This is a genomic window from Streptomyces sp. AC602_WCS936, from assembly GCF_019049125.1.
Taxonomy (GTDB): Bacteria; Actinomycetota; Actinomycetes; order Streptomycetales; family Streptomycetaceae; genus Streptomyces.
The window spans coordinates 89506-106301 of the sequence record NZ_JAGMUF010000039.1 but is presented as its reverse complement, the minus strand read 5'-3'; the positions used below and the strand labels follow the sequence as shown (position 1 = coordinate 106301).

Here is a 16796-nt window from a genome sequence, read left to right as displayed (position 1 = left end):
TCCCTTGTCGACAAAACATCAGCCCACACCGGGCGAGTGTCGGATCGGAAGACGAAACCTCACATCGGGCGGTACGTCAAACGTCAGTTCGCCGACCGGCGGTCCCGGACCGCGCGCCAGCGCTCCACCAGTCGCCCGTACGCCGCCCCCGCCGTGGCCCCGTCGCCGTGCCGCAGCGCCTCGATGCCCTCGGCCACGTCCGCCGCGGAGTGGTCGTCCTCCAACTCACCGGCGGGCACGGCATGCACGAGCCCTCCGTAGTCCAGCTCGACCAGGGAGCGCGGGTGGAACTCCTCCAACCAGCGCCCCACGTCCACCAGGCCGTCGATGAGCGGCCCCTCGTCCATGGCCTCCTTGAGCGCCCGCAGTCCCCGCGCCACCCGCCGGCGGGCCTGCACCATCGGCGTCCGGTAGCGCAGCACCGGCGCGGCGGCACCCTCCCCGTCGCCACCCTTGTCGTACTCCCGCTCGGCGTCGGAGACCAGCACGAACCAGTTGATCGGCACCTGCCAGGTGGCGGTGCGGATCCAGGGGCGGGCGTCCGGGTTGCGCTCCAGCCACCGTTCGTAGTCCTGGGCGCTCTGGCGGCGTACGACCGGGGGCAGCAGGGCGTCCAGCACCGGCTCCGGGAAGTCCTCGGCCAGCTCGCCCAGGGCCTGCCAGCCGCGCAGCCGGGTCCGCCAGGGGCAGACGCAGACCACGCCGTCGACCTCGGTCACGAAGGCGTCGGCGCTCTCGTGCACCGGCACCGCGACGGGCGGGGTGGGCAGCAGGTCGGCCAGGGAGCGGCGCAGCTCGTCCTGGTAGGAGGGCAGATCGGTGCGGCGGGCGTAACGGGTCCAGTGGGCGCGCTCGTCGTCGGGGAACGCGGCCAGCGGCTCGTACACGCGCAGGTACGCCGCGTAGGGAACGATCACCGAGGACACCTTGGGCACGCCTGCTCCCTCCCCCGCGCACCGCCCCGAAAACCTGCCGGAACCGATCACAAACGCGCGGGAACCTCGGCAAATCGTCGCACGCCCGTACTCCGTGCGGAGGTGATCCTGAGCACTGTGCGGCGGGGGGACGCCTCCAGGCTCTAATCTCGTGCCACAGTCCCCGCCACCCCTTGGGGACAGGTCTCCACCCGCCGCACCTACACAGGAGTCACCACCGTGACCGACGTAACCGGCGCACCTGCTGATGTACTGCACACCCTGTTCCACTCGGACCAGGGGGGACATGAGCAAGTCGTGCTCTGCCAGGACCGGGCCACCGGTCTCAAGGCCGTCATCGCCATCCACTCCACCGCCCTGGGCCCCGCGCTCGGCGGTACGCGCTTCTACCCGTACGCGAACGAGGCGGACGCCGTCGCCGACGCGCTGAACCTCGCGCGCGGGATGTCGTACAAGAACGCCATGGCCGGCCTCGAGCACGGCGGCGGCAAGGCCGTGATCATCGGCGACCCGGAGCAGATCAAGAGCGAGGAGCTGCTGCTCGCCTACGGCCGGTTCGTCGCCTCGCTCGGCGGCCGGTACGTCACCGCCTGCGACGTCGGCACGTACGTCGCCGACATGGACGTCGTGGCCCGCGAGTGCCGCTGGACGACCGGCCGCTCCCCGGAGAACGGCGGCGCCGGCGACTCCTCCGTCCTCACCTCCTTCGGCGTCTACCAGGGCATGCGGGCCGCCGCCCAGCACCTGTGGGGCGATCCGACCCTGCGCGACCGCACCGTCGGCATCGCGGGCGTCGGCAAGGTCGGCCACCACCTGGTCGAGCACCTGCTCGCCGAGGGGGCGCACGTCGTCATCACCGATGTACGCAAGGACGTCGTGCGCTCCATCACCGAGCGGCACCCGTCGGTGGTCGCCGTCGCCGACACGGACGCGCTGATCCGGGTGGAGAACCTGGACATCTACGCCCCCTGCGCGCTCGGCGGCGCGCTGAACGACGACACCGTGCCGGTGCTCACCGCCAAGGTGGTGTGCGGCGCCGCCAACAACCAGCTCGCCCACCCGGGCGTGGAGAAGGACCTCGCCGACCGCGGCATCCTCTACGCGCCGGACTACGTGGTGAACGCCGGCGGGGTCATCCAGGTCGCCGACGAGCTGCACGGCTTCGACTTCGACCGGTGCAAGGCGAAGGCCGCGAAGATCTACGACACCACGCTGGCCATATTCGCACGTGCGAAGGAAGACGGTATTCCGCCGGCCGCCGCCGCCGACCGGATCGCCGAGCAGCGGATGGCGGAGGCACGCACCCGTCGGTGACCGGGCGGTGACCGCGGGGCACCTCTACGGTGATCCGGACGGCCGGTATTCGAACGTGTGAGCGGTACCCGCCGGGGGTCGGTTGGAGAGAACTCTCACTTATCCCGGCGGGTCGACCGTCGAAACGTGGTTAAAATCGCCCTTGACCAGCGAGGACGGGGCGCCTCGACGGTCCTGGACGTGGTCACGTCCTGTGGGCGACGTACCGTATGGGCGTGGGCTCAGGTACCGTGGAAGCCCTACGGACCGGTCTCTCTGCGGAGAGCCCGTTCCGGACCATGAACGCGTGTCAAGACTCTGGGGCCGTCGAGCCCCGTCGTTGAGGGGGTCGAGCCATGGGGCGCGGCCGGGCCAAGGCCAAGCAGACGAAGGTCGCCCGCCAGCTGAAGTACAACAGCGGTGGGACTGATCTCTCCCGCCTGGCCGAGGAGCTGGGCGCATCGCCGTCGAATGCACAACCGCCTAATGGCGAGCAATTCGAGGACGATGAGCAAGAGGATGACGTGTACGCGAAGTACGCCGACCTCTACGAGGACGATGACGAGGACGAGGACGGCCAGTCCCCGCAACAACGTCGCGGCGCTTGACCTCGCACTGAACACCCGCCCGGTCGGTGACTCAGGTCACCGACCGGGTTCTGTGCTACCCGCGGGTACCGCAGCGGCTCAGGCGGCGTAGTCGCCGACGAGGGCCGCGCCGGTCCCGTGGTCGCCGCGGTCGGTGATCTCGCCGGCCACCCAGGCGTCCACGCCGCGGTCGGCCAGGGTCGCCAGTGCCACGTCCGTCGACTCCTCGGGCACGATCGCGATCATGCCCACGCCCATGTTCAGGGTCTTCTCCAGCTCCAGGCGCTCGACCTCGCCGGTCGTCCCGACCAGGTCGAAGATCGCGCCCGGGGTCCAGGTGGAGCGGTCGACGATCGCGTGCAGGCCGTCGGGGATCACGCGGGCCAGGTTGGCCGCGAGTCCGCCGCCGGTGACGTGGCTGAAGGCGTGGACCTCGGTGGTGCGGGTGAGGGCCAGGCAGTCCAGGGAGTAGATCTTGGTCGGCTCCAGCAGCTCCTCGCCGAGGGTGCGGCCGAGGCCGTCCAGGTGGGCGTCGAGCGAGAGACCGGCCTCGTTCAGCAGGACGTGGCGGACGAGTGAGTACCCGTTCGAGTGAAGGCCGGAGGCGGCCATGGCGACGACCGCGTCACCCTTGCGGATGCGGTCGGGGCCCAGCAGCCGGTCGGCTTCCACGACGCCCGTACCGGCGCCGGCGACGTCGAAGTCGTCCGCGCCCAGCAGGCCCGGGTGCTCGGCCGTCTCGCCGCCGACCAGGGCGCACCCGGCCAGGACGCAGCCCTCGGCGATGCCCTTCACGATGGCGGCGACGCGCTCGGGGTGGACCTTGCCGACGCAGATGTAGTCGGTCATGAACAGCGGCTCGGCGCCGCAGACCACGATGTCGTCCATGACCATGGCGACCAGGTCGTGGCCGATGGTGTCGTAGACGCCGAGCTGCCGGGCGATGTCGACCTTGGTGCCGACGCCGTCGGTGGCGGAGGCGAGCAGGGGACGCTCGTAGTTCTTGAGGGCGGAGGCGTCGAAGAGGCCGGCGAAGCCGCCGAGGCCGCCGAGGACCTCGGGGCGGCGGGTCTTCTTCACCCATTCCTTCATGAGCTCGACGGCGCGGTCGCCCGCCTCGATGTCGACGCCCGCGGCTGCGTAGCTGGCACCAGTTGTGTCAGACATGACGATGAGAACCTTTGTGTCGTACGGCAGGTGGTGCGGGCGGCGCTACGGGCGACGGATGGCGTCGGCGGCGGCCGTCGCGGCGGGCCCGGCGGCCAGCTCGGTCTCCAGGAGCTGCTTGCCGAGCAGCTCGGGGTCGGGGAGCTCCATCGGGTACTCGCCGTCGAAGCAGGCGCGGCACAGGTTCGGCTTGGCGATGGTGGTCGCCTCGATCATGCCGTCGATGGAGATGTACGCCAGGGAGTCGGCGCCGAGCGAGGTGCCGATCTCGTCGATGCTCATGCCGTTGGCGATGAGCTCGGCGCGGGTGGCGAAGTCGATGCCGAAGAAGCAGGGCCACTTCACCGGCGGGGAGGAGATCCGGATGTGGACCTCGGCGGCGCCGGCCTCGCGGAGCATGCGGACCAGGGCCCGCTGGGTGTTGCCGCGGACGATGGAGTCGTCGACGACGACCAGCCGCTTGCCCTTGATGACTTCCTTCAAGGGGTTCAGCTTCAGGCGGATGCCGAGCTGGCGGATGGTCTGCGAGGGCTGGATGAAGGTGCGGCCGACGTAGGCGTTCTTCACCAGGCCGTTGCCGAAGGGGATGCCGGAGGCCTCGGCGTACCCGATCGCGGCGGGCGTGCCGGACTCCGGGGTCGCTATGACCAGGTCGGCGTCGGCGGGTGCTTCCTTGGCCAGCTTGCGGCCCATCTCGACGCGCGAGAGGTACACGTTCCGGCCGGCGATGTCGGTGTCCGGGCGGGCCAGGTACACGTACTCGAAGACACAGCCCTTGGGCTTTGCTTCCGCGAATCGCGAAGTGCGCAGGCCGTTCTCGTCGATGGCGACGAACTCGCCCGGCTCGATCTCGCGGACGTAGGCGGCGCCGCAGATGTCGAGGGCGGCGGACTCGGAGGCGACCACCCAGCCGCGCTCCAGGCGGCCGAGGACCAGCGGGCGGATGCCCTGCGGGTCACGGGCGGCGTAGAGGGTGTGCTCGTCCATGAAGACGAGGGAGAAGGCGCCCATGACCTGGGGAAGCACCCGGTGGGCGGCCTCCTCGATGGTCAGCGGCTTGCCGTCGTCGTCGACCTGGGCCGCGAGCAGCGCGGTCAGCAGGTCGGTGTCGTTGGTCGCCGCGACCCGCGTGGAGCGGCCGTCCTGCTTGGGCAGGTCGGCGACCATCCCGGCGAGCTGGGCGGTGTTGACGAGGTTGCCGTTGTGCCCGAGCGCGATGGAGCCCTGCGCGGTGGCACGGAACGTCGGCTGGGCGTTCTCCCACACGGAGGCGCCGGTGGTCGAGTAGCGGGCGTGACCGACCGCGATGTGACCCTGGAGCGAACCGAGCGAGGTCTCGTCGAAGACCTGGGAAACCAGGCCCATGTCCTTGAAGACGAGGATCTGGGAGCCGTTGCTGACCGCGATTCCCGCGGATTCCTGACCCCGATGCTGGAGGGCGTAGAGCCCGAAGTACGTGAGCTTTGCGACCTCTTCACCCGGAGCCCAGACACCGAAGACGCCGCAAGCGTCCTGGGGGCCCTTCTCGCCGGGAAGCAGATCGTGATTGAGTCGACCGTCACCACGTGGCACGCCTCCGAGTGTAGGCGAGGTCGACCACTGGTCCGAATTGGGGACAGCCGCTCACGTATGGATCACTGACCGGCCCAGGCCCTGAGAGTCTTTCCGTCTTCCCTGGTCAGCGTCAGGCTTTCATGATCGATGCGGTATTCGACCCGGCCCTCGAAGAAGCCCAGGATCCGCTTCTCGGCGTCCATGAGTGAGCCTTCGCACATCATTCGGGTCGTCGCCGGGGCGCCCAGGGTGATCCGGCCGTCGCCGACCGTGGCCTTCGCGTTGACGTGGTTGCAGGGCAGGCGGCCCGCGACGGTCTTCGCGTCCTTGTCGAAGGTGAGGTGGGCCCGGCCCTCGTGACCGGGGGTCGTGACGGTCCACTTCGTGCCGTACAGGGACGCGTCCTTCGGTTTGCTGAGGCGGACGGTGTCGCCGTCGGCGGTGGTGAGGGTCAGCCGGTCGCCCTCGGCCTCGGCGGTGAGCTGGGCGGCGAGGGTGCGCCCGAGGGACTTCTCGAAGCCGGCGGGAGTGTTCTCGCAGGCCTTCTCGGTGAACATGGCGTCGCTGAGCCGGACGCTCTCGCCGTCGACGTCGGCGCGGGCGCTGAAGGTGTTGCACCCGGTGCTGCCGGACGCCTCACCGCTCTCGTCGATCCGGACCCGCGCCGAGTCGGGTGCCTTGTGGGTGGCGCCGTCCACGGTGACGGAGTCGATGCTCCACTGCACGCCGGTGACGGGTGTGCCGGCGCCGACGGAGCCGCTGCCGCCGTCGGCCTTCTCGGTGCCGCAGGCCGCGGCGAGCGGCACGAGCACGGCGACGGCGGCCACGGTCAGGGGCCTGGTGCGCCCGGTCAGAGGCCTGGTGCGCCCGGTCGGGGGAACGCTGCGCTGCTGCTTCTGCCTGTACATGCCGATTCGACGGACGCGCGGAGGAACCGGTTCCCCTCTCCCGCTCAGCCGAGCAGCGGCAGCAGTTCCCCGAGGTCGGACCGCTCCCCGCTCGCGCTCACCTTCGCGTCGGCCACGGCGTCCTTCCAGGCCAGCCGCCCGGCCGCCAGCCGCACCCAGGTCAGCGGGTCGGTCTCGACGACGTTCGGCGGGGTGCCCCGGGTGTGCCGCGGACCCTCGACGCACTGCACGACGGCGTACGGCGGGACGCGCACCTCGGTCGAGCCGCCGGGTGCCTTCACTGCGAGCGCGTCCGCGAGCAGCCGGGTCGCGGCGGCCAGCGCCTGCCGGTCGTACGGGATGTCGAGGCCGGGCACGGCGGCGTTCAGGTCGTCGGTGTGGACGACCAGCTCGACGGTGCGGGTGACGACGTAGTCGGCCAGCGGGAGGGCGCCGGCGCTGGTGGGCAGCAGCCGGGTGCCGAGGTGGGTGTCGAGGCGGTCGGTGAAGCGGCGCTCGACGTCGGCGAGGTGGGCGTCGAGGTCGGGGTGCTCAGCCGCGAGGCGCCGGGCGGTGGCGGCGATGGCGTCCGCGTCGGCGGCGATCGCGAACGGCCAGTCGAGCAGCCGCCCGTCCTGCCGCGCGGGCTCGGGCTCGTCCAGCAGCCGGTCCACGGCGGTCAGCGCCATCCCGACGTGCGCGACCAGCTCCCGCACGGTCCAGTCCCCGAGCCGGGTCGGCAGGGCGAGCTGCTCGGGCGTGAGGGTGCGTACGGCGGCCCGTACATTGCCGAACTGGGCCAGTACGGCGGCACGGGTGCGGGCGGGGTCGTAGGCGCGGGGGCGTTTCCTGGCCGGGGGCATGCGGTGAGCCTATGCGGCCGTGGTGGACGGCGAGGGCGCCTGGAAGATCTCACCGTTGCGCGGGACGCCGACGCCCCGCCAGGTGAAGGGGACGCCGCGGGCGGTGTCGGGGTCGGGGCCGTCCATCAGCTGGAAGTGGACGTGCGGTTCGGTGGAGTTGCCGGAGTTGCCGCACCGGGCGAGCACCTGCCCGGCGCGAACCCGGTCGCCCTCGCGTACGGCGAACGAACCGCGTCGCACATGGGCGTACATCGCGTACGTGCCGTCGCCGAGGTCCAGCACCAGGTGGTTGCCGATTATCCGGCGGACCCCGCCCAGCTCGCGGACCGAGCCCTCGACGAGCATCAGGTACAGCAGCGCGGGCAGTGAGTTGCGGCTGAGGTGGTCGCGCTGGCCGTCGTCGGTCCGTACGACCGTGCCGTCGGCGACCGCGAGCAACGGGGCGCCGAACGCCGGGAAGTGGCGGTTGCGCCGCGCGATCGGCCACAGAACGCGGAAGCCCGGGCGGGCGCCGGGCTCGGGCTCGGCGACGAGGTCGATGGCGAAGGTCTGGCCGTAGGCGTGGATGCCGTGGCTCGGGGTGCGGTCGGCGGGGCTGTTCAGCGCGGACCAGCGGCCGGTGACGGGCGGGCCGGTCTCGACGGGTTCGCGGACGACGCTCGGGGCGTCGGGGGCACCGCCGCCCCAGCGGTTGACCACGGCGACCAGGGCGTACGCCAGGACCAGCGGCAGGAAGTTCAGCCAGAAGGGATGGGCCAGGTCGAAGACGACATCGGCGGCCACCAGGGCCAGGAAGGCGAGTTGCAGCACCCGGAAGGCGGTCATGGCGGCTTTGCGTACGGACATCGTTCCCCCTTGCTCGTGTTGCTCGTGTTGCTCGTGTTGCTCGTGACGATCCCGGTCAGTTCCGCGCGGTCGACAGCGCCACCAGCAGCGGTACGACCCGCCCCGGCGGCACCTCGTGGCGGCCCCGGCCGGTGGTGTGCAGCCAGCCGGCGGCGGTGAGCAGGCGCAGGTGGTGGTAGATCTGGCCGGTCGTACCCATCCCGTCCAGCTCGGCCAGCTCGGCGGCGGTGCGCCGGCCGCCGACGATCTCGCGCAGCAACCGCAGGCGGACGGGGTGGCCGAGCGCGGCGAACGCGTCGGCGGACTCGGCCCAGTCGGCGTCCATCAGGCCGTCGGTGAGCGCGCCGTGCTGCCAGCCGTACTGCTCACCGGACGGCAGGCGTACCGAGCCGGTGAACAGGACGCCGCCGGCTGCCGCACCCAGCTCGGTGAGCTGTTCCTTCAGTCCTTCCAGGGCCCAGAAGTCGCCCTCCTTGGGGCGAGGTGCGGGCCGGTCGGTGGCTTCCAGTGCGGCCAGACGGCGTTCGAGATCGGCGACGCGTTGTTCCAGTTGCTCCACTCTTACGAGATTACGTATCTACGTAACATCGTGCAAGCGTCACTCGTGCGTGTGTCTGACGGCGAAACATCGCCGTGGAGCACCCTGGCCGCCGGAACACTGGCCCGCGCCCGGAAGGAGGCAGGATGACGGTGAGGGCCGCACGCACTTCTCAGATGTCGGTGGACGAGTTCGAAACGATCGTCTCCGCCGCTCCCGAGACAGTCACGTTGGAGTTCGTTGCTCGTGCCCGAGGCCCACTTCGCGGGACACGGCGCGTGGGCCGACCTGGCCGGAGCACTCATGGTGGTCGAGGTCTCCTCGTACGACCCGGACGTGGACCGGCGTAACCGGCACGAGAAGCCGGCGGCGTACGGGGAGGCGGAGATCCCCCTGTATCTCTTGATCGATCGCGACACCCGCACCCTTACGGTGCACAGCTCACCGGACCGAGCGCTCGGCGGCTACCGCAACGCCCGCGTCACGAAGTTCGGCGAGACGTTGGCCCTCCCCGACCCGGTCGGCATCGAACTCGACACCGAGATCCTCAAGAGCTACGTGCGCTGACGCGGCGGGAACGCCGAGGTCCCGCCCGGAATCGACCGGACGGGACCTCTGACTCTCAGGGACCTGCGACTACGCGAGCAGCCCCGGAATCGTCCCCTCGTGCGCCGTGCGCAGTTGCTCCAGCGGCAGCGTGAACTCGCCCTGGACCTCCACCGCGTCCCCGTCCACGACACCGATGCGGGTGGCCGGCAGGCCGCGCGCACCGCACATGTCGTTGAAGCGGACCTCCTCCGAGCGCGGGACGGCGACGACCGCGCGGCCCGCCGACTCCGAGAGGAGGAAGGTGAAGGCGTCCAGCCCGTCCGGCACGACCAGACGCGCGCCCTTGCCGCCGAGCAGCGCCGACTCGACGACCGCCTGGACCAGGCCGCCGTCGGACAGGTCGTGCGCGGAGTCGATCATGCCGTCGCGGGAGGCGGAGATCAGGATCTCGGCGAGGAGGCGTTCGCGCTCCAGGTCGACCTGCGGGGGCAGGCCCCCGAGGTGGTCGTGGACGACCTGGGACCAGGCCGAGCCGCCGAACTCCTCGCGGGTGTCGCCGAGGAGGTAGAGCAGCTGGCCCTCCTCCTGGAAGGCGACCGGCGTGCGGCGGGCCACGTCGTCGATGACGCCCAGCACGGCCACCACCGGGGTCGGGTGGATGGCGGCCTCGCCCGTCTGGTTGTAGAGCGAGACGTTGCCGCCGGTCACCGGGGTGCCGAGCTGCTGACAGCCGTCGGCCAGGCCGCGCACGGCCTCCGCGAACTGCCACATCACCGCCGGGTCCTCCGGCGAGCCGAAGTTCAGGCAGTCGGAGACCGCCAGCGGCTTCGCGCCGGTCGTGGCGACGTTGCGGTATGCCTCCGCGAGCGCCAGCTGCGCGCCCGTGTACGGGTCGAGCTTGGCGTAGCGGCCGTTGCCATCGGTGGCGATGGCGACGCCGAGGCCGCTCTCCTCGTCCACGCGGATCATGCCCGAGTCCTCGGGCTGGGCGAGGACGGTGTTGCCCTGCACGAAGTGGTCGTACTGCTGGGTGATCCACTGCTTGGACGCCTGGTTCGGGGACCCGACCAGCTTGAGGACCTGGTCCTTGAGCTGCTCGCTCGTCTCCGGACGCGGCAGCTTGTTCGCGTCGTCGGCCTGGAGCTCGTCCTGCCAGGACGGACGGGCGTACGGGCGCTCGTAGACCGGGCCCTCGTGCGCGACCGTGCGCGGGTCGACGTCGACGATCTTGCCGCCGTGCCAGTAGATCTCCAGGCGGTCGCCGTCGGTCACCTCACCGATGACGGTGGCGATGACGTCCCACTTCTCGCAGATCTCCAGGAAGCGGTCGACCTTGCCGGGCTCGACGACCGCGCACATGCGTTCCTGCGACTCGCTCATGAGGATTTCCTCGGGCGAGAGGGTCGAGTCGCGCAGGGGGACGTCGTCCAGGGTGACGCGCATGCCGCCGGAGCCGTTCGACGCCAGCTCGGACGTGGCGCAGGACAGGCCCGCCGCGCCGAGGTCCTGGATGCCGACGACCAGCTTCTCCTTGAACGCCTCCAGGGTGCACTCGATGAGGAGCTTCTCCTGGAAGGGGTCGCCGACCTGGACAGCCGGGCGCTTCGACGGCTTGGCGTCGTCGAAGGTCTCGCTCGCCAGGATCGACGCGCCGCCGATGCCGTCGCCGCCGGTGCGGGCACCGTAGAGGATGACCTTGTTGCCCGCGCCGGACGCCTTGGCGAGGTGGATGTCCTCGTGCCGCATGACGCCGATGGCACCGGCGTTGACCAGCGGGTTGCCCTGGTAGCAGGCGTCGAAGACGACCTCGCCGCCGATGTTGGGCAGGCCCAGGCAGTTGCCGTAGCCGCCGATGCCGGCGACGACGCCCGGGAGGACGCGCTTGGTGTCGGGGTGGTCGGCGGCGCCGAAGCGCAGGGGGTCCACGACCGCGACCGGGCGCGCGCCCATCGCGATGATGTCGCGGACGATGCCGCCGACACCCGTGGCCGCGCCCTGGTAGGGCTCCACGTAGGAGGGGTGGTTGTGCGACTCGACCTTGAAGGTGACCGCGTAGCCCTGGCCGACGTCGACGACCCCGGCGTTCTCGCCGATGCCGACGAGCATCGCGTCGGACTCGGGGGCCTTCTCGCCGAACTGGCGCAGGTGGACCTTGCTGCTCTTGTACGAGCAGTGCTCGGACCACATCACCGAGTACATGGCCAGCTCCGCGCCGGTGGGGCGGCGGCCGAGGATCTCCACGACCCTCTCGTACTCGTCCTTCTTCAGGCCCAGTTCGGCCCAGGGCAGCTCGACGTCGGGGGTCTCGGCCGCGTGCTCGACCGTGTCCAGAGGCGTCCGGCTCATGCGTTGACCAGCTTCTTGAGGATCGAGGTGAAGAACGGGAGGCCGTCGGTGCGGCCGGTGCCGATCAGCGGCTCGACGGCGTGCTCGGGGTGCGGCATGAGGCCGACGACGTTACCGGCGGCGTTGGTGATGCCGGCGATGTCGTTGAGCGAGCCGTTGGGGTTCATGTCCAGGTACCGGAAGGCGACCCGGCCCTCGGCCTCCAGCTCGTCCAGCGTCCGCCGGTCGGCGACGTACCGGCCGTCCATGTTCTTCAGCGGGATGTGGATCTCCTGGCCTGCGGTGTAGTCGCTGGTCCAGGAGGTGTCCGCGTTCTCCACCCGCAGCTTCTGGTCGCGGCAGATGAAGTGCAGGTGGTCGTTGCCCAGCATGCCGCCGGGGAGCAGGTGCGCCTCGGTGAGGATCTGGAAGCCGTTGCAGATGCCGAGGACGGGGAGCCCGGCCCTGGCCTGGTCGATGACCGTGCCCATCACCGGCGAGAAGCGCGCGATGGCGCCGGCGCGCAGATAGTCGCCGTACGAGAAACCACCGCAGAGCACCACGGCGTCGACCTGCTTGAGGTCCTTGTCCTTGTGCCAGAGGGCGACGGGTTCCGCGCCGGCGACGCGGATCGCGCGCTGCGTGTCGCGGTCGTCGAGAGAGCCGGGGAAAGTGACGACGCCAATACGAGCGGTCACTTCGCGGCCTCCGCGACTACGTCCTCGGACTCGACCTTGACGGTGAAGTCCTCGATCACGGTGTTGGCGAGGAAGGATTCCGCAAGATCATGGATGCGGGCGAGGGCGGCGTCGTCGACCGGCCCGTCCACTTCCAGTTCGAATCGCTTTCCCTGACGGACGTCCGAGATCCCTTCGAAACCCAGTCGCGGCAGTGCGCGCTGCACCGCCTGGCCCTGGGGGTCGAGGATCTCCGGCTTGAGCATGACGTCGACTACGACGCGTGCCACTGGCACTCCCGGTGTGTGGTGCTGAGCAGGTTCCTTCAGACTACCCGTACAAAATTTCTACGCGCGTAGCCTTGGAGGAAACTACGTGAGCCCAGTCACGATCGGGTATCGGAAGGGTGCCGCCACGAAAAGCTTCGGGAAAGATCCCGGATCACCCCCCGCCACCTATTGCGCACAGACACGCCAAGAGATTTAGTCGGGCTTCCCATTGCAATGCCGGGCACTGTACAAATGAAATGTCATTAGCCGATACTTTGCCCAATTACAGGCGAACAGTCGGCATCATCGCGGCGTCTTGGCACGTTCGGGCACGTCATCGCGGAGATGCCGCACGAAGGGACCGATATTCGTGGCGCAGCGTGTCGTGGTCACTCTCTTTGACGACATCGACGGCTCGGAAGCAGCGGAGACGATCGCCTTCGGAGTCGACGGCCGGATGTACGAGATCGACCTGAACGAAGCCAATGCCCGGAAACTGCGCACGGCCCTCGAGCCGTACGTGTCGGCCGGCCGCAAGCGGTCCCGGTCCGGCAAGGCGTACCGGCAGACGGAGGTCGCCCCCGACCCGGCGGCGGTTCGCGCCTGGGCGCAGGCGAACAAGATGGACGTGCCCGCGCGGGGCCGGATCCCGAAGCGGGTGTACGAGGCGTTCGCCGCGGCGCGGTGAGCCGCCGCCGCGGTGAGCCACCGCGGGCCAGGAGGGGCCGACGGGCGCTCAGCCGCCCCTCGCGTCAACCGACTTGCGCGGCACCCCGGGTGATCAGCTAAAGTCTGGAGCACGCCGAGGGGCGAGGCCGAAAGGCCCAGCTCACGGAACATGCGGGTGTAGTTCAGTAGTAGAACATCCCCCTTCCAGGGGGAAGGCGCAGTGTGCAATTCCTGTCACCCGCTCTGCATCGCCGTACCGGCCACTCGATTGGATCAGGTAGGCTGGTGCTCGCACCGATCGGTGAAGGCCGGTCGGGGGCAATGCGGACGTAGCTCAGTTGGTAGAGCGCAACCTTGCCAAGGTTGAGGTCGCGAGTTCGAGCCTCGTCGTCCGCTCGGGAATGAGACCCCGGTCCTCCGTGGACCGGGGTCTTTTCATGCGTCCCGTCCGGTACGACTCCCCCGGGCGGCCTCCGTCTGACATTTGTCATGCCCGGTGATGACGGCCCGCACTGTTCCGAGACCCGGGAGCCCGGGATGCTTGGGGCATGCAATCAAACGGACACGAACACGTGATTGAGGTCACCGACCTGCGGCGTGTGTACGGGGGCGGGTTCGAGGCCGTGCGGGGGATCGACTTCTCCGTGCGCCGCGGTGAGGTCTTCGCACTGCTCGGCACCAACGGCGCCGGCAAGACGTCGACGGTCGAGCTGCTGGAGGGCCTCGCCGCTCCGGCCGGCGGGCGGGTGCGCGTCCTCGGGCACGATCCGTACACCGAGCGGGCCGCCGTACGACCCCGCACCGGGGTCATGCTCCAGGAGGGCGGCTTCCCGTCCGAGCTGACCGTCGCGGAGACCGCGCGGATGTGGGCGGGGTGCGTGAGCGGGGCGCGTCCGCCGGCCGAGGTGCTGTCCCTGGTCGGACTGGAGACGAAGGCCAACGTCCGCGTGAAGCAGCTCTCCGGGGGCCAGCGGCGCCGCCTGGACCTGGCGCTCGCGCTGCTCGGCGACCCCGAGGTGCTCTTCCTCGACGAGCCCAGCACCGGACTGGACGCCGAAGGCCGCCGGGCCACCTGGGAGTTGGTGAGCGCGCTGCGCGACGCCGGGACGACGGTGCTGCTGACCACGCACTACCTGGAGGAGGCCGAGAACCTCGCCGACCGGCTCGCGATCATGCACGAGGGCCGGATCGCCGCCACCGGCACCCCGGCGGAGGTGACCGCCGCGCAGCCGTCCCGGATCTCCTTCGAACTGCCCGACGGCTACTTCGCGGGCGACCTGCCGCCGCTCGGCGAACTGGGCGTGAGCGACCACGAGGTGGACGGCCGGCTGATCCGGCTCCGCACCCGCGAGCTCCAGCGCGCGGCCACCGGACTGCTGACGTGGGCCGAACGGACCGGCGTCGAGCTGCGCCGCCTGGACGTGCGGTCGGCGTCGCTGGAGGAGGCGTTCTTGAGGATCGCGAAGGAGGCCTCCGCGAAGGACGCGCGGAGCGCCTCCGCACAGGCCGCCGACACCACGACGAAGAAGGAGTACGCGGCATGAGCGCCACGGACACCCAGGCCCCCGCGGCGCGCGCCGCCAAGGGCCGGGCCACCACGCCGATGAGCCGGATGACGGCGCTCGCCCGCGCCGAACTGACCCTGCTGGCACGGAACAAGGGCACCGTCTTCGCCGGCCTGTTCGTGCCGCTGGTGCTGCCGTTCAGCGTGTACTCGGCGTCCCAGGAGATGGACCTCGCCGAGGCCGGGCTGACCCCCGGCATGCTGGTGCTGCCCGCCGCGGTCGGCTTCTCCCTGCTGTTCGCCGTCTACTCCTCCCTCGTCGGCGTCTTCGTCGTCCGGCGCGAGGAACTCGTCCTCAAGCGGCTGCGCACCGGCGAACTGCGGGACGTCGAGATCCTCGGCGGCTCCGCGATGCCGGCCGTGCTCAGCGGACTCGTGCAGAGCCTGCTGCTCGCCGTGGGCTGTGCCGTCCTGCTGGACCTGTCCGCGCCGTCCGCGCCCCACCTCGCCGTCCTCGGCCTGCTGCTGGGCCTCGTGATGTGCGCCACGCTCGCCGCCGTCACCGCGAGTTTCACCCGTACCGGTGAGAGCGCGCAGGTCACGCCGTTGCCGTTCACGTTCGTCTCGATGATCGGCTCCGGCATGTTCGTGCCGCTGGACCTCTTCCCCGACCAGGTGGCCGCCGTCTGCGAACTGCTGCCGCTGACGCCCGTCGTCACCCTGGTCCGCGGCGGCTGGGCCGGCGACCTCTCGGCCTACGAGGCGCTGGGCGCCGTGGCGACGGCGGTGGCCTGGACCGTGGTCGCGGTGTTTGCTGTACGGCGGCGGTTCCGGTGGGAACCGCGGCACTGACCAGCGGGGCGAGCGGGAGCGGCGGACGGATGCGCAGACCGGGCGGATGGTGGCGGCTCAAGAGCACGCCGGAGAAGGTGGAGACGTACACGCGATGGTCGTTCCACTTCTTCGGGATCGCGGAGATGGTCGTCGCAGGGCTGTCCGCGTTCGGTCAGGTCGACGCGCGGCTCGCGGCCGTGCTCTTCCTGGTGGTCACCGCGCACGCCGCCGTCCTCATGGTGGTCGCCTCCCGGACCCTGGACTGGGAGCTCGGCCTGCGGACGAAACCCGTGCGACTGCTGTGGGCACTCGCCGTCCTCACCATGGTGATCGCCGTTGCCGCGCTCGCCTTCGCCAAACGCGGTCCGGACAACGACGCCGCCGCGGCGGCGGCGGGTGGCGTCTTCGGGTGTGTCGTGACCATCGGGTCCGGTGTGCTCGCCCTCGGGGTACGCAGCCACCGGCACACGGCCGCGCTCGTCCTCGGTATCGCGGTCGCGGCCGGAGCCTTGTCGCTGGTGCTGGGCGTCCCGGGCCCCGCCGCGCTGTTCACCGCGGGCGTGGTGCTCGTGGGCGGCGGTTTCATCTCCTTCACCTGCGTGTTCTCCGTGTGGCTGCTCAACGCGGTGTACCAGCTCGACGAGGCCCGCGAGACCCGCACCCGGCTCGCCGTCGCCGAGGAACGGCTGCGGTTCGGCCGGGACCTGCACGACGTGATGGGACGGAACCTGGCGGTGATCGCCCTCAAGAGCGAACTGGCCGTCCAGCTGTCCCGGCGCGGCCGGCCCGAGGCGGTGGAGCAGATGATCGAGGTGCAGCGCATCGCCCAGGAGTCGCAGCGGGAGGTCCGGGACGTCGTGCGCGGCTACCGGGAGGCCGCCCTGGAGGTCGAGCTCGCCGGTGCCCGGGGCGTGCTCTCGGCGGCCGGCATCGACTCGGAGGTCACCGGTGGGACGGACGGGCTGCCCGCCGAGGTGCAGTCGGCGCTCGGCTGGGTGGTGCGGGAGGCGACGACCAACGTGCTGCGGCACGGAAACGCGCAGAAGTGTGCCGTGGCGGTACGAGTTTCGGAGGGACGTGTGGTGCTGACGGTGGAGAACGACGGCGTGGCGGAGGCGGCCGAGGACGGCGCCGCCGCACGGCCGGGCGGCTCCGGGCTCGCGGGACTGCGGGAGCGGCTGGCCGCCGTGGACGGCACGCTGGAGGCCGGGAGCGCGGGCAAGGGCGTGTTCCGGCTCAGGGCCGAGGTCCCGCTGCCCGCGTCCGCCGGGGCGGGCGTGCTGGAGGCCGCGTCGTGAC

The 16796-nt window shown here is 70.7% G+C and carries 17 protein-coding genes and 2 tRNA genes; 9 read left to right on the top strand and 10 right to left on the bottom strand.

Annotation, left to right across the window (positions count from 1 at the left end):
* Positions 1–83 precede the first annotated feature (83 nt).
* Positions 84–935, bottom strand: coding sequence for a hypothetical protein (locus tag KUM03_RS15135; protein WP_217248757.1), 852 nt, complete (start codon positions 933–935; stop codon positions 84–86).
* A 219-nt stretch (positions 936–1154) separates the two neighbouring features.
* Here KUM03_RS15135 and KUM03_RS15130 point away from each other — a divergent pair, with 219 nt between their 5' ends.
* Entirely contained in the window at positions 1155–2249 is a 1095-nt protein-coding gene (locus KUM03_RS15130; RefSeq protein ID WP_217248755.1) for a Glu/Leu/Phe/Val dehydrogenase dimerization domain-containing protein, read from the top strand.
* 335 nt (positions 2250–2584) lie between these two features.
* On the top strand, positions 2585–2836 hold the full coding sequence (locus KUM03_RS15125) for a DUF3073 domain-containing protein (protein ID WP_217248747.1): 252 nt from the start codon (positions 2585–2587) through the stop codon (positions 2834–2836).
* A 78-nt stretch (positions 2837–2914) separates the two neighbouring features.
* On the opposite strand, the gene purM is transcribed toward KUM03_RS15125, so the two are convergent.
* The 6 genes from purM to KUM03_RS15095 form a co-directional block, all read right to left on the bottom strand.
* Positions 2915–3982, bottom strand: coding sequence for a phosphoribosylformylglycinamidine cyclo-ligase (gene purM, locus KUM03_RS15120; RefSeq protein ID WP_217248738.1), 1068 nt, complete (start codon positions 3980–3982; stop codon positions 2915–2917).
* Positions 3983–4027: 45 nt separating this feature from the next.
* Positions 4028–5554: an amidophosphoribosyltransferase gene (gene purF / locus KUM03_RS15115; RefSeq protein ID WP_217248736.1), complete on the bottom strand. Its 1527-nt coding sequence runs from the start codon at positions 5552–5554 to the stop codon at positions 4028–4030.
* A gap of 62 nt (positions 5555–5616) precedes the next feature.
* A complete protein-coding gene (locus KUM03_RS15110) occupies positions 5617–6444 on the bottom strand; it encodes an META domain-containing protein (RefSeq protein ID WP_217248734.1) in 828 nt (275 codons plus the stop codon).
* Positions 6445–6488: 44 nt separating this feature from the next.
* Positions 6489–7286 carry a maleylpyruvate isomerase family mycothiol-dependent enzyme gene (locus KUM03_RS15105; RefSeq protein ID WP_217248732.1) on the bottom strand — a complete coding sequence of 266 codons (798 nt, stop codon included), beginning with the start codon at positions 7284–7286 and terminating at the stop codon, positions 6489–6491.
* A 9-nt stretch (positions 7287–7295) separates the two neighbouring features.
* Complete coding sequence (locus KUM03_RS15100) at positions 7296–8132, bottom strand: M23 family metallopeptidase (RefSeq protein WP_217248725.1); 837 nt, start codon at positions 8130–8132, stop codon at positions 7296–7298.
* A 55-nt stretch (positions 8133–8187) separates the two neighbouring features.
* Positions 8188–8691 carry a helix-turn-helix transcriptional regulator gene (locus tag KUM03_RS15095; RefSeq protein ID WP_217248722.1) on the bottom strand — a complete coding sequence of 168 codons (504 nt, stop codon included), beginning with the start codon at positions 8689–8691 and terminating at the stop codon, positions 8188–8190.
* A gap of 225 nt (positions 8692–8916) precedes the next feature.
* Between KUM03_RS15095 and KUM03_RS15090 the strand changes: the two genes are divergently transcribed.
* Complete coding sequence (locus tag KUM03_RS15090; protein WP_374225313.1) at positions 8917–9237, top strand: Uma2 family endonuclease; 321 nt, start codon at positions 8917–8919, stop codon at positions 9235–9237.
* A 69-nt stretch (positions 9238–9306) separates the two neighbouring features.
* Here the strand turns inward: KUM03_RS15090 and purL are convergent, their stop codons facing one another.
* From purL to purS, 3 genes are read right to left on the bottom strand one after another with little or no spacing between them, the layout of a single operon-like run.
* Positions 9307–11565: a phosphoribosylformylglycinamidine synthase subunit PurL gene (gene purL / locus KUM03_RS15085; RefSeq protein ID WP_217248720.1), complete on the bottom strand. Its 2259-nt coding sequence runs from the start codon at positions 11563–11565 to the stop codon at positions 9307–9309.
* Complete coding sequence (purQ, locus tag KUM03_RS15080) at positions 11562–12242, bottom strand: phosphoribosylformylglycinamidine synthase subunit PurQ (protein ID WP_217248718.1); 681 nt, start codon at positions 12240–12242, stop codon at positions 11562–11564. Before purQ ends, purL begins: the two co-directional genes overlap by 4 nt.
* On the bottom strand, positions 12239–12511 hold the full coding sequence (gene purS / locus KUM03_RS15075; RefSeq protein ID WP_073725854.1) for a phosphoribosylformylglycinamidine synthase subunit PurS: 273 nt from the start codon (positions 12509–12511) through the stop codon (positions 12239–12241). The genes purQ and purS overlap by 4 nt, the downstream gene beginning before the upstream one ends.
* A 349-nt stretch (positions 12512–12860) precedes the next feature.
* Here purS and KUM03_RS15070 point away from each other — a divergent pair, with 349 nt between their 5' ends.
* The 6 genes from KUM03_RS15070 to KUM03_RS15045 all read left to right on the top strand — a co-directional run bounded on the left by KUM03_RS15070 (position 12861) and on the right by KUM03_RS15045 (position 16795).
* Positions 12861–13178, top strand: coding sequence for an Lsr2 family protein (locus KUM03_RS15070; protein WP_217248716.1), 318 nt, complete (start codon positions 12861–12863; stop codon positions 13176–13178).
* Between the two features lie 152 nt (positions 13179–13330).
* Positions 13331–13402 (top strand) — tRNA-Gly (locus KUM03_RS15065).
* An 80-nt stretch (positions 13403–13482) separates the two neighbouring features.
* Positions 13483–13555: transfer RNA gene (locus KUM03_RS15060), tRNA-Gly, on the top strand.
* A gap of 152 nt (positions 13556–13707) precedes the next feature.
* Positions 13708–14703, top strand: a complete 996-nt coding sequence (locus KUM03_RS15055; protein WP_217248714.1) for an ABC transporter ATP-binding protein — start codon at positions 13708–13710, stop codon at positions 14701–14703.
* Positions 14700–15515: an ABC transporter permease gene (locus KUM03_RS15050; protein ID WP_217248712.1), complete on the top strand. Its 816-nt coding sequence runs from the start codon at positions 14700–14702 to the stop codon at positions 15513–15515. The genes KUM03_RS15055 and KUM03_RS15050 overlap by 4 nt, the downstream gene beginning before the upstream one ends.
* A gap of 29 nt (positions 15516–15544) precedes the next feature.
* Entirely contained in the window at positions 15545–16795 is a 1251-nt protein-coding gene (locus tag KUM03_RS15045) for a sensor histidine kinase (RefSeq protein ID WP_217248710.1), read from the top strand.
* Position 16796: the final 1 nt, after the last annotated feature.

Excerpts from the sequence above, each read along its gene's own strand:
- KUM03_RS15125 (WP_217248747.1), top strand. The coding sequence starts at position 2,585 with ATGGGGCGCGGCCGGGCCAAGGCCAAGCAGACGAAGGTCGCCCGCCAG.
- purM (WP_217248738.1), bottom strand. The coding sequence starts at position 3,982 with ATGTCTGACACAACTGGTGCCAGCTACGCAGCCGCGGGCGTCGACATC.
- KUM03_RS15110 (WP_217248734.1), bottom strand. The coding sequence starts at position 6,444 with ATGTACAGGCAGAAGCAGCAGCGCAGCGTTCCCCCGACCGGGCGCACC.
- KUM03_RS15105 (WP_217248732.1), bottom strand. The coding sequence starts at position 7,286 with ATGCCCCCGGCCAGGAAACGCCCCCGCGCCTACGACCCCGCCCGCACC.
- KUM03_RS15100 (WP_217248725.1), bottom strand. The coding sequence starts at position 8,132 with ATGTCCGTACGCAAAGCCGCCATGACCGCCTTCCGGGTGCTGCAACTC.
- purL (WP_217248720.1), bottom strand. The coding sequence starts at position 11,565 with ATGAGCCGGACGCCTCTGGACACGGTCGAGCACGCGGCCGAGACCCCC.
- KUM03_RS15055 (WP_217248714.1), top strand. The coding sequence starts at position 13,708 with ATGCAATCAAACGGACACGAACACGTGATTGAGGTCACCGACCTGCGG.
- KUM03_RS15050 (WP_217248712.1), top strand. The coding sequence starts at position 14,700 with ATGAGCGCCACGGACACCCAGGCCCCCGCGGCGCGCGCCGCCAAGGGC.
- KUM03_RS15045 (WP_217248710.1), top strand. The coding sequence starts at position 15,545 with ATGCGCAGACCGGGCGGATGGTGGCGGCTCAAGAGCACGCCGGAGAAG.